Annotated in this window: 7 protein-coding genes and 2 pseudogenes; 1 reads left to right on the forward strand and 8 read right to left on the reverse strand. The window is 47.3% G+C overall.

What is annotated here, in order from left to right:
• Window positions 1–17: 17 nt before the first annotated feature.
• The 3 genes and pseudogenes from MIH18_RS00190 to MIH18_RS00200 form a co-directional block, all read right to left on the reverse strand.
• Entirely contained in the window at window positions 18–980 is a 963-nt protein-coding gene (locus MIH18_RS00190; RefSeq protein ID WP_249013552.1) for a glycosyltransferase family A protein, read from the reverse strand.
• A 482-nt stretch (window positions 981–1,462) separates the two neighbouring features.
• A pseudogene (locus MIH18_RS00195) lies at window positions 1,463–1,657 on the reverse strand (transposase domain-containing protein); the annotation flags it as partial.
• A gap of 40 nt (window positions 1,658–1,697) precedes the next feature.
• Window positions 1,698–2,784, reverse strand: a pseudogene (locus tag MIH18_RS00200) (IS3 family transposase).
• Window positions 2,785–3,098: 314 nt separating this feature from the next.
• On the opposite strand from MIH18_RS00200, the gene MIH18_RS00205 reads away from it, so the two are divergent.
• Window positions 3,099–4,208, forward strand: coding sequence for a hypothetical protein (locus MIH18_RS00205; protein ID WP_249013553.1), 1,110 nt, complete (start codon window positions 3,099–3,101; stop codon window positions 4,206–4,208).
• A 31-nt stretch (window positions 4,209–4,239) separates the two neighbouring features.
• Here the strand turns inward: MIH18_RS00205 and MIH18_RS00210 are convergent, their stop codons facing one another.
• The 5 genes from MIH18_RS00210 to MIH18_RS00230 all read right to left on the reverse strand — a co-directional run bounded on the left by MIH18_RS00210 (window position 4,240) and on the right by MIH18_RS00230 (window position 12,150).
• On the reverse strand, window positions 4,240–5,241 hold the full coding sequence (locus MIH18_RS00210; RefSeq protein WP_249013554.1) for a glycosyltransferase: 1,002 nt from the start codon (window positions 5,239–5,241) through the stop codon (window positions 4,240–4,242).
• Window positions 5,204–6,403 carry a hypothetical protein gene (locus MIH18_RS00215; protein ID WP_249013555.1) on the reverse strand — a complete coding sequence of 400 codons (1,200 nt, stop codon included), beginning with the start codon at window positions 6,401–6,403 and terminating at the stop codon, window positions 5,204–5,206. The genes MIH18_RS00210 and MIH18_RS00215 overlap by 38 nt, the downstream gene beginning before the upstream one ends.
• Before the next feature lie 164 nt (window positions 6,404–6,567).
• Window positions 6,568–7,083, reverse strand: coding sequence for an acyltransferase (locus MIH18_RS00220; protein WP_249013556.1), 516 nt, complete (start codon window positions 7,081–7,083; stop codon window positions 6,568–6,570).
• Between the two features lie 109 nt (window positions 7,084–7,192).
• A complete protein-coding gene (locus MIH18_RS00225) occupies window positions 7,193–9,781 on the reverse strand; it encodes a hypothetical protein (protein WP_249013557.1) in 2,589 nt (862 codons plus the stop codon).
• 401 nt (window positions 9,782–10,182) lie between these two features.
• Window positions 10,183–12,150 (reverse strand): PA14 domain-containing protein, encoded by a 1,968-nt coding sequence (locus MIH18_RS00230; RefSeq protein WP_249013558.1) that lies wholly within the window; start codon window positions 12,148–12,150, stop codon window positions 10,183–10,185.
• Between the last annotated feature and the right edge of the window lie 61 nt (window positions 12,151–12,211).

A 12,211-nucleotide genomic window follows, 5' to 3' on the forward strand; every position in this document is an offset into this window, starting at 1 on the left:
TATGGGGATTAGCAAGGTTACATTGATGGTCGATATAACCCAATAGCTGACAGCATACTTTTTATATGAAATTTAATAATAACCCAGCTCTCGTTTCTAGGCTTAACGATGATAACACGGCGCTGGGTCATGTGTTTTGCAAGTTCTCGGAACTTCGCCCTTTCCGGAGGATTGAGTTCGTAGTGGTAGTTGGTCAGGTCGATCTTCTGACGCTTGGTAATGATGGCATCCCATTCGCTAGCTTCATCACTTAGGCCAGGTGATGCGAACACGAATGCTCTGGCCTTGTCATAGACGTCATATATGGACGTGTCATCCGGCCGCTTCCTGGTGTTGCTCATGGACTGAGGGAGCTGGCGATAGAGATAGGTGCCCCTAGAGATTGTCTTGATACTGGTAGCGAGTGCAACCGAGCAAATGACGAAGTAATTATCTTCTACAACACTTTTTCCGCGGTAATGCTGTAGCCCAATACTTCGGATAAAAGCAGTTCTGTATAGTTTGTTCCAAATCAGCGCGGTGACCGTGATCAGCGGGGCCTTTTCCGCAAGAGCAGTAAGAGTGGCTTCTCCTGTTACGCCCACATTGCGCAAGGTCTTACTTCCGTCTGGCCAGTAATTAAGCACGTTGCCAGTAACAACGATGTCGGGCTTCTCGGGCAAGGTGCTGGAGTAGAGTTGCTCGAGGTAGTCTTCACTGACAATGTCGTCTGCATCGATGAACAACAGGTACTCCCCGGCAGCGCTTGCTAGGCCAAGATTTCTTGCTGATCCAACACCGCCATTGGCCTTATTGAAAATCCGTATCCTGGTGTCACGCTCGGAAGCAGCTTTGAGGATGTCGCAGGATTTGTCGGTGGAACCATCGTCCACACACAAAATTTCGATGTCTGACAGGGTTTGGTGATACAGGCTCTGTAGTGTTTCTTCAAGGAACTGCTGGGCGTTGTAAATCGGTACAATCACACTGACTTTGGGCATTTCGCACCTCCCGCCATTCCTGGCATTGTTTTCTGTGTAATAAATAGAGCAGTGAAAATCCCGCCTGTAAAAAGAAAAAAGGATAACTGTTTGAACTTAGGCATCGCTAATGGTTACGGCTGGGAAGTATAAATTTGAGCCTTGTTAAGGCTCGCTATGGGTTGAGCGGCATTGGCCAAGCATAGCAGATGCACAAAATCGTTCATTGAATTGTTTTTGAGCGGCTTCCGCTATACCCGCTCGAAGATTTCCATTCTCACAAAGCGCTTCTACAGCTTTTTCGAATGATGATGTATGGCCAAGATCTGTCAATATTCCAGTTACTCCATTCTTAATGATTTCCGGATTCCCCCACGCGTAGCTACAGCATATAGCGCGACAATTAACTTAGCCGTGTCGAAGTGTTTTGTTACCGGGTACGACATCTGTAGTGGTTCAATGATTCCGGACACGTAAGCGCCCTTAAATCGACCCACTTGTCCTCAGTCGATCTGCGACACTTTTTTTGAGACCCGCTCCAGATCCACATTCCACGGCAGTAGTGCCTCTAGCTTTTCCAGCGTGTCTGCCTCGGCAATGCGCTCCAGTATATGTTGGATATAGACCGAGGGTTCCAAGCTATTTGCCTTAGCGGTCTCGACAAGGGAATAGCACGTTGCGCTGGCGCGTGCGCCCCGCGGTAATCCCCCCATTTTAAGAGGGCATCAGAAGTAGAGCTCAAGCCACCATGGCCAATTTCTGTTGTGGGGTAATGCCCCCGAGGGCCATGTTGGGCCGTTCGTTATTGTAGGTCCATAGCCACCGAGTTGCATATTCCTGAACCTCCTCAATGGAGTGGAATAGGTATTGAGCCAGCCAGTCATAGCGCACAGTGCGGTTATAGCGCTCGATATACGCGTTTGCTGCGGGTTGCCGGGCTGGATAAAGACCAGTGTAATACCTTGTTTTTCAGCCCAGGCAGCCAGTGTCGCACTGATGTATTCCGGGCCATTATCACAGCGGATCTGGCTGGGCTTTCCCCGCCACTCGATGATCTGATCCAGGGCGCGGACAACACGCTCAGAGGGCAGTGACAGGTCTACTTCAATGCCAAGACCTTCCCGGTTGTAATCGTCAATCACATTGAACAGCCGGTAACTGCGGCCATCCTCTAGCTGGTCGTGCATGAAGTCCATGGACCAGCTGATATTAATAGCCGTAGGCACCGCCAATGGCTCGGGCTTCTCACGTATCAGTCGTTTACGAGGCTTGATACGCAGGTTCAGCTCCAGCTCTCGATAGATCCGGTAAACACGCTTGTGGTTCCAGGGGTAACCCTTCACGTTGCGCAAATACAGGGAGCACAGACCAAAACCCCAGTTTCGCTGGTTATGGGTTAATCGTACCAACAGATCTGCGATCTCGGCGTTCTCACTGCTGAGCCTGGCCTGATATCGATAGCAGGACTCACTGACACTGAAGACCACACAGGCTTGGCGAATGCTACAACGAGCAGTGGCAACGGCTTTTTGCGCCATCTCGCGGCGGAGAGATGGCTTTACCACTTTCCCTCAAGAGCCTCCTTGCGCAACTCAGCTTTGAGCCGTTCTTCGGCATACATCTTCTTCAGCCGGCGGTTCTCATCCTCAAGCTCTTTCATGCGCTTGATCATGGAGGTATCCATGCCGCCAAATTTTGCTCGCCACTTATAAAAACTGGCACTGCTCATGCCGTGCTCGCGGCATAGCTCCGGAACGGGTACTCCGTTCTCGGCTTGCTTCAGGATCGCCATGATCTGGCTGTCGGTAAAACGTGACTTCTTCATGCAGAATCTCCCTACGTCTAGCTTACGGAAAATTCTACTTCTGATCACCTTGGTTTTTAGGGGGGTTACCATGCCACCCGTGGTCGCGGAAGAAAAACTTAAAATACTGTCCGGGATTAGTTGACTACTACAAAATTGCACGAAGCTTTAACCAATTCAATGCTTTAATCTTAAAATAATGTAGAATAAAAAGATTAGTGCTTGCTTTTAGTAACAAAAAAAATTTGTAAGGTGTCGTTTTGGGGGATATCTTAGTGTCAGGCGTAATGTTCCGCGATCTTCCCGTCTAAAAGTTCCTGCAAAGAGAGAATAAGATGCCTATTTTAAAGCAGAATTGCTGGAAGCAGATCATGATGCTTGGCTTGATCAGCGTTTCAGTTGGCGCTCATAGTGAGCTGTTATTTAAAGAATCTTTTGATAATCAGACAGATTGGACTGCTGATGATTATGTAAACACTGGCGCTTTGCCGGCTGACTGGTTTGTGTTCCGTGTCGATGAGCTCTGGTCCCCTCGGACGGGCTATCCTAACAAGCATCCTTCTGCAGAGATATTGTCAGTAAATTCTGATAAGGCAAGAGGTGGAGCTGGTAAGTCATATGTTGCATGGCGAGAGTCTTATGACCCAGGTTGGAAGAAATACAATAGTGACGCAACATTAGTTAAATATTTTCCTAAAGGTGTAGATAGTATTTATGTTAGTTTTTATGTTAGATTTGGCGAATCTTGGACACCAAAAAGTGCCTCAAAACTCTTTCGCGTTATGAGCTGGGATGATACTTCCCCAAAGTTGGAACTTTTTCAGTTCTTTAAAGGGGGAAATTCTGGACCCATTTTTTTATGGGATTATTCAAGCGATGATTACGGTGTAAGGAATTTTCAAGCCTATCGTGGTGGCCCGCATGGCGAAAATTATTCTTTTAGTAATTCTGATATTTCTGGCTTGCCTCGTCAGATGATTAATTTAGGTGATATTTCGTTAAATTTCACTGAAAACACAGTTGGCATGGGCGAAAATGGTCAGAATCCTAAGATTGTTGACCAAATAAATGGCGGCTATATTTCTGATAATTTGAACCAGACTGTTACACATGAACAAGTTTATGGTCGTACCAAAAACTGGACTAAAGTCGCTTTCTACGCAAAAATGAACACCGAAATTGGAAAGGCTGACGGTGAGCTTATACAGTGGATTAATGATGAAATTATATTTCAGAATAAAAATATTCCTTGGGTGAGAGAAAACTCCGAGAATAAGATGGTTAAGTGGAATACAGTTGGCATTGGGGGAAATGACTTCTTTCGCACATACGCCAATGAAGACCAGCATGAAGAGTGGTACGCCATTGACGATGTCGTAATAAGAACTGATATACCCCCGGCGGAGAAGGCGCCAAATCCACCTTCCGATTTTTTAGTAAACTAATTTCTGAATCTAGAGGTCGCCTAATAGGGTTTTAGGTGACTTTTTTTATTAAACTCTTAATTAATCCTGTCGACCTTCCCAGTATGTAGAAAAGATCTATTATGTATATTTTCGGAAGGTTATTTATATTTTTCATTAATTTTATTTTCGATCTTTTAATTCTTTTTATGCTTAATATTGCCGGAATCAAAAGTGCAACTACAAAGTAGGTAGGGTTTATCTCTCCCGTGAAAAAAAAATTCGCCAGCCCAATACCAATAAAAAATATAAATACAGAAATAAGTATAAATATTGGATCTTTGACTGAGTTTTGAGGATTTTCAAGATAATTCGACGCGTGCCACACTTGTCTTTGAAGGAACGCGGTGAGATTTCGGGCGTTCCCCAAGTGGATTACACTCAAAATTGATATTAGATGGACATGAAAACCATTTGAGGTTAGTTTTTGAGACAGCGCTGTGTCTTCCCCAGAAGTTATTTCTTCATTGAACTTACCAACAAAGTTAAATGTTGCCTTAGGAATCAATATGGATGCCCCTATTAAATGTTTTGGTAGTGTTGCCTCACCATTTTTTTCAAGTAGCCAGTATTTCTCAACCCAGCACGGATTATCCCTTAGTTTGCAACCTCCACCAAACGCATCTATTTGATTTTTTCCTATAATATTTTCAGCCTTTTCGAGCCAAATTTCAGGTAATAAGCAGTCGGCATCTATAAAAATAAGAAACGGGTATTTGCTAATTTTTGCACCAAAGTTTCTTACAGCGCCAACGTTTACATCTGGATAGCTAAAAAGTTTGACCTGCTTGAAAGAATTAACTAATTTTACGGTGTTGTCTGTTGATCCATTGTCTACTACAATTATTTCGTACCTGTCTTGGTTTAAGCTATTTTTTATTATCGAATTAAGGCATTCGGTGATATATTCTTGTTCATTGAAAGCTGGGATCACAATTGAAAAATAGATTTTATCACCGGGGATATAATCTGAACTTTCATTCGTAGATTCGGACAACTGATCTAAATTTTCCATTTTTCCCTCTAGGTATAGAATCAACGAATTCAATATTGATCTGAAAATCGGTTCCAAGCCTCATCGATATATTTTCGATTAGCGATTCCTTCATAAAGTTCGCTGTTTCAGATTTTACGATTCGAACAGTTGCGGTCCCCCTTTTTATCTGAACCACTTGCGCTTCACGGATTCCTTCAACTCCTTTAAATATATGGTCAATCCTCCCAATTTTCCGATTGTCTGAAGTCGCGATATAATCATCCGCTCGTCCACTGATAGTTTCCAGTTGCTGAACTAATGCTCCGGACTGGCTTTCTGTTGGTTTTTCCGCAGTATCGCCAAGATCATATCGGAGTAGGGGCATTGTTGTGTTCGTTAGTGACGTTGCAATTAATCGCCCGGCCACCTGATCGTCAGATTGTAGTTGGAGTTCCGTGATGCCAATAATTGGATTTAAACGATAAATCCCATCCTTGCTCTGGCCTGCGAAAAGCACGTATTCCGCAGTCCCGTAATAGTCGCTGACTTTACAATCGAATACCTCCTCAATAATGGCTCGTTGCCATGCAAGGAGCGTCTCCGAGTTTGTAACAATTGCCTGAGGGCGGAAAGCTGGCGTGACGCCTGCTTCTCGGTACTGTGCTGCCAGGTCACAGATAGCTGATGGGTAGCCGATCAGCTCGGCCGGCTGGAATCGGTCGAGCTCTGCACGGTACCAGGGGAATGTCTGGCTGTTCAGGTGATAGCTAGAAAATAACTTTTGGTTTTCGGCCCAGTTCATTCTGGCAAAAGGAGGCGCCATGTTGCTTGCTGGTTGAACCATACGTCCCGCAAAGGTTGCGCGTTTCGCGCCAAATGGGACGCCATGGTGTTCTTCATGCTCCACAAGCAACGTCATGGCCAGTTTATAAGTTTGTTCGTTGACCATCAGCGCAAGCGGCGTGCCCGTGCTACCGCTAGTGTGCTGGACCGTAAAAGGTTTCACACCGGGCTGCTGGAATAGTTCCGAATGTTCCCTGAGAGTCTGCTTTTTGAGGATCGGCAACCGCGTAATGTGTTCTGTAGCGGTAATGTCATTTTCATGCAGGCCATACTCGGCAAACTGTTGCTGATAATAGGGGATATTGGAACGGCAGTGCTTCACCATCTGGTGCAGGTGTTCGCTTTGATGCGCTTCCACCGCTGCAGGACTCCAGGACCTGCAATGGCGAACCTGCTCCAGAAGTTCACGGTAACGGGGGCCTGAATAGCGCTTGTGGTAGAGCTTGTATCCATATGCGGACACCAATACATTCTGTAAAAAGATTGGTGACCGCGAGTAAATTGATTCTGAGATTGTGCCCATTATTGCGGCCCATTTGCAGGTTCAGGTGAGTGTGGCGGGTTGGGATGGAACCGGTTGTTAACGCATTTTGCGGGGTTGCCTACCAAAACATCCCCTTTGGCTGAGGGCTTCGTCAGTACACTTCCGGCTGCAAGGATGCTGTGGTCCTCCAGGTTCGCCATTACCACTGACGTATTACCCAGCCAGCAGTCGGCACCTATCCGTATTTTTTCAAAGATACCGCCTTGGTCCTGGATGGGCTTTTTAATATCCTTGAAATCATGCTGACGGCTGCCACTCAGAATATGCACACCGCTGCCAATAAGAGTGTTTTCTCCGATAGTGCATTTACCAATATTAGATTGTGGCCCTATGTAAACGCCACGCCCAATCGTTGTATCCCGGTGAGATAGTATGGTCAGAAAGCCTACTGAGATTTCGTCGGAAGTGGCAGGGCAGGCCAGGCGGTAGAACGCTGCCCGAAGGTAGACTCCGAATTTACCGGGTATCAGGCTTATACCCTGTGAGAATGACATAAACACTCCGTCGGCATTGCTCCACTGACTGAACAACAGGCATAGCAAATATACTGGAAATGCGAGCGCCAGAAATACTGATTTTACAAGTCGTTTTAAAATTCGCATGTTAAGGGCGATCCAGTCGGGTATTAAGCCAGGCCCGTTCCCCGGCAGGCCGGAATGCGCGTATTCCGCGAACCAGACGGCCAACTATTCTGGCAGCAAGTGCGCCCCAGGTAAGTCTGGGAGGGGTGCCATAATCCAAAGCTGTAGGGGTATCTGTAAGTTGCGCCAAGCGTTGATGTGAACTGACCTGCTGTGGCCCATAGTTCTGCATTAATATGATCAGGATGCGGGCGTAGTGCTTTTGCTTACTCTGGGCTAGATTTTCGCAAAGCTCTGCCAGCCAGTGGTTCCCTTTTTCCTGGAAGTCTTTTGCGCGCGCCGGATCCAGTTCTGATGCTTGAAACATCAGCATGGCTTTACGCACATCCTGGGCAACCCAAGTGTCGTTGGGGAATTCAAGTTGCCCTGGGTCAGACAGAAAAGGCCTCTCGTTCTTCAGCATCCAATTGGCGTAATGCATGAATGCAGCCTTGGCATAGCTGTAGTTTGCGTCGGTGTTTCCTGCGTCGCTCTTGATATACAGGTAGCGGGCAATACTGGTCATTAATATCAGGTACGACCAGCCGGTTTCTACCTCCAGCAAATTTCGCTTTTCTATATTATCTGCCGGATGGATAGTTCTGCGAATGACACTCTCCGCGTGTTCCAGCCAGTCTTTATCGGGCTCCAGCAGCGATGCGTCCAACAGCGCATTTAGGTAATTGCCGGTGCCCCTGGTAAACGGGTAACGGTGTGGGGACGGGTGCTCGCCTTTCAGCAACGCCACCAGCTTCGGTAAATCGTGTTTTTTCAGTGCCAGTAATTGCTCAAGAAGACCGCCCTGGCCCTCGTAGGAGATCCGTATCCAGTTGGCGAGTTCCAGAACCGCTTCCCGGGATGCCGGCGCACCAGTTATGTAATGGTGGTAAAGCAGGCCGGTAGTATAGCAGTGCTCTGAGGCTGGCCCGCCTCCCGTCTGACCCGGCGTTGAGCTGGTCTCGCTTTGGCGAGTGAAGGTTCGGTGCGTAGCCGTGCGGGCATCCAGATAGTGATCGGTATGCCAGAAAAGCCCATTGTTATACTCTGCGCGGTCTTCGGCGGTGTGATAAATGTCGATGTCGACAATGTGTCGAGCCAAATCGTCCATCAACTGGAACCAGCGCTTATCCCCAGACAGGGCATACTGCCTTGCAAAGCCGTATATTGCATCGTATTGATTGTTGTAATGGGATATCAAGGGTGCCTCCCCCTCGTTCTGGTAAAGGGTTTCGTGATCCGCGAAAATATCACCAAAATTACGCCAGCCAAATTCGTCAATAATCTCTCTTTTTGCAAAGAAGTTGAATCTTCCATCCACGCCTTCAGCTATGAGTTCGTCGAGAGCACCGGGTTGAGTATTGGCCTTGAACCAGGGAAATGCATCCGTTCGTTCATAACACTCGGGAGCAAGCACTGGCACCAACGGTGAGTACGCCGTTGCAGCGACGCTGTTATTTGAGTGATGAGCTATTGAACACCGGAGCGTTTTCCGCTCGCCACCCTGTAGCTCGTAAGCATTTTTTGCATCTTGCGGGAATAGCCCGATCGTTAACTTGTCTCCCTCTTTGCGAAGGCTGGTTGGGAAATTTTGCCAGAAGCCGGGTACTGTTACGTCTAAATGTCCGCAATCGTGCTCAACACTTACCAATGGATTGGCACGCCTGCCATCTTGCTGCAGCTCGTTCTGGCCTGTCAGTTTGTAGCCGCAGAATTGGGTGCTGCTTTCCCCGCTAGCATCTATATGATTCCGGCCCTGCCAATTTTCGCCTCCACTTGAGTCTTGATAAAGGTTGAAATCGGAAAGGTGAAACGTGCCAGGGCTTTCATCTGTAACCTGCGGAGTGACTTTGGCTTTGCTTCTGTCTGGCAACGTTGTTTCTACGGCAAGTTCTTGAAAGTAAACTGAGCCAGGGTCCCCCAGATCCCACAAACCGCCAGGGTGACGGGCACGATTAGGGTTGTGAGTTAGCAGTTTCACTTGCACGAGGTCTGTTTCGAGAAAGATACGTAATTCACATTCAAATTGCGCCAGTGGCTCGTTGTTTTGCTTTAGCCATTCGCCTCTTAAAGTCGCAGCTACAAAAACGGGACCCTCTAGAGTGATTTTCCAACTGGTTTCAGTTTTAGGTGTACAGGGTGCGCCTGTTTCATCACTCAGGCCCACAGCAAACGGAATACCTGCATTGCCATTATTATATACCTGCCAGGCCAGGCTGCCGGGCTGTAAAGCAACACTGCCGGTTGACGTATGGATGACCTGGCTTTGAGCAGTCTGATTAATAGCTGATTCACGTGTATAGGAGGGGAGAGCTTGTTCCAGGGCAAGTGTCAGATATTTTTTGCTGTTTGGATCCATACTGATCAGAAAACTTACGTGAACCCAACGGATACTTCCGTCTGGCCAGTGAGCGAGGGGCTCAAGCTGCAGCCTCAGAGGTTTTTGGTCATCCATAAGTGTGAGGTTGTGGACAGTCTGAACTGTCCCTTTTGGTAGTGGTATACCTAGTCCCACGGGCTCCTTAATACGAGCGGTGCCGTCTTTTTCTTCTAGCCGTATGGTTATTTTTTCCATAAATCTGACTGCTGCCTAACGTCCTGTGTGTTGCACAGAATAGTCTGTCAAAATAGTAACATAAAGCCACATTTTGCTATTTTATAGCCTCTGCATTCTCATTTTTACAAGTCTGGTTTATCAAATAGCGGAGCTGGCTCCGTTCTTCCGTCACTTTAAGCAGAAACAAGTCAATACTGAGTGCAGCGATTGTTACGTATAGGGTGCCAAACAGCAAAATTGCACCAGATAATGGCTGCCTTGGTACGTGCTTCGGCCGAAAGGACCTCCCGAAAAAATCGAGGGTATTAGCTACGAAATACTGCCGCGTTTATAGATTCTAAGCGTTTAGTAATTCAGGGATCAGGTCAACCTTGGCCAAGCCCCGGAAGGCATGACCAAGTATATTCAACTCTTGAAAATCACTTGACGATATATTCCAGAACCTCTGTCGATGAGCTGTAAAGATTGTTGTAATCATATGTCCGTATCTGAAAATACCACGTTCCTGTATTTAGATTTTCAATTGTATAGCGAGTTTCCTGCCCTGAAATATCGACCTGTGTGTCTAAAGAGCCTACCTGCTGCCCGTAGCTTAGTTCATAACCTTTGATGTCTCCCAGTGCCAACGAACTGCCATCAGATCTTGTAAGCGGTGCAGTCCATGTCAGGGTAACCGACGACTGATTCTCTGCGGGAGTCAGCAGTTGTGGGGGATTGACGACTCCACCAAGCGCTTCTGTTGTCCAAGGGCTGACATTAGCCTGAAAGGCTTCCAAATTAGTGATGCCGGATACGTTGTTCACAGCCGAAGCATCTGCTGTTAACACGTTTGTTCCTTGTAGGTACTCCCATACATCGGGAATTCCGTCGTTATCTTGATCAAAAGAACTGTTTCTAGAATCTTCCGCAATCAACGCTGTGAAGATTTTAGCCAGATCTTGTAACTCGCCGGTTACCGTATCAATAAATCGTACGGAGAGGCTAGCGCTCCTGACGCCGTCGTAATATTCAACGATGAAAGGATAGCTCTGTCCAGAACTGGCGGTAATTTGAACTGAGATAGGGCTACTCGAGTAACTCCATCTATCGACTATACGCTTGCCACCAAAGTCTACGCGAACACCATCATCGGCATTAATAACAATCTCGTAAATTCGCTCTCCACTGTCATGAAGCGGCGTAAATTGTGTGTAATATCGAGCGCTAAATTGATTATCCGGTAGTCCAGGCGCTGGGCTGGCGTACCCCCAATCAAATGTTAACCCGGACTCAAGCCTAGCCATAACAAACTGATCAAAGTTCCAACCCGAAAAATATTGAGCCCATACTCCGGGGGCGAAACTCGCTATCGGAACTGGCATATCGGCAGCGTCTGTCAAATCCGAACCCGCTTCATACTCTTCAAGGTTGCTGAAACCGTCATTGTCGAGATCAGCCTGCGCATCAGTGGGGTCCAACGCGTCTAGGCCGTAAGCAAATTCGGCCCCGTCAGGTATTCCGTCCCCATCCGAATCAGCGTTAGTTGGGCTGGAGCCCACCCAGAACTCGTCGTAATTCGTGAGAATGTCATTGTCACTGTCGGCGTTGCTGTCATTCGGGTTGGTAGAATCCAGCCCATAGAACGCTTCCCAGTTGTCGTATAGACGGTCTTGGTCGTTATCTAACGGTGGGTAGGCTGGCGCAAAAGGCATAGCCTGCTTGCCGTCAAAGAAGCCAACTCGATACCCGAGGTCGTAACCGGCAACGGATTGAGCATCGTCAGGATAAATCTGCGATCCTTTTGAAAACGATGACAGATATTGCCCATCTATTACGGCCTGACTAAAGCCTGGGCCTTCCCAGGCAACGGCAAATTGATCGCCACCGCCGCCTTCACGGTACCGCATCTCAAAATAATACCGTTGACCGGATGACAGAGTGATATTGCCGGAAGTTTGAGAGCTATATTTTGTGAATTGCCCGCGTCCAGCCCAGCCAGGGACAGAAGCTATAACTCGTGCCTCACTGGGTGAGGTAGAATCGCTCAGTAAAAACTGTCCGTCATCATCGCTGGTCACAAAAAAGCGATATTGTCCATCAGCGGGTGCGGTGATGTAACCTCTCACCAAGCCCGCATAACGGTCACCCCTATTAATGGGGCCTTCTAATCGATTAAGCCGTAATACTTCGTCTGGGTTGTCGGGAAATCGCGCCAGGCCTGCTAAATCGCTGACAGATGAAACACTTACGTTATCGTAAAACCATATGTCAACATAGCCTTGCTCACTCTTTTCAGGTAAGGCCGCCGGCGCAGGCAAGGTATCGATATCCCGAGGCGTTAAAGTGCTACAGCCAGATGTTATAAGTATAGAAATACACACAACAAGAAACTTTTTGTTAGCCCGCATGGGGATATCTCCAGATTTACCTTGCGCGCAACAAGGTTTTTTGAGCGCTCAATTTTATACT

Origin of the sequence: Marinobacter sp. M3C (genome assembly GCF_023311895.1) — a bacterium.
Classification (GTDB): Bacteria; Pseudomonadota; Gammaproteobacteria; order Pseudomonadales; family Oleiphilaceae; genus Marinobacter.

Coding starts and splice junctions, on each gene's coding strand:
- MIH18_RS00230 (WP_249013558.1), bottom strand. CDS start 12,150: ATGCGGGCTAACAAAAAGTTTCTTGTTGTGTGTATTTCTATACTTATA.
- MIH18_RS00205 (WP_249013553.1), top strand. CDS start 3,099: ATGCCTATTTTAAAGCAGAATTGCTGGAAGCAGATCATGATGCTTGGC.
- MIH18_RS00210 (WP_249013554.1), bottom strand. CDS start 5,241: ATGGAAAATTTAGATCAGTTGTCCGAATCTACGAATGAAAGTTCAGAT.
- MIH18_RS00220 (WP_249013556.1), bottom strand. CDS start 7,083: ATGTCATTCTCACAGGGTATAAGCCTGATACCCGGTAAATTCGGAGTC.
- MIH18_RS00190 (WP_249013552.1), bottom strand. CDS start 980: ATGCCCAAAGTCAGTGTGATTGTACCGATTTACAACGCCCAGCAGTTC.
- MIH18_RS00225 (WP_249013557.1), bottom strand. CDS start 9,781: ATGGAAAAAATAACCATACGGCTAGAAGAAAAAGACGGCACCGCTCGT.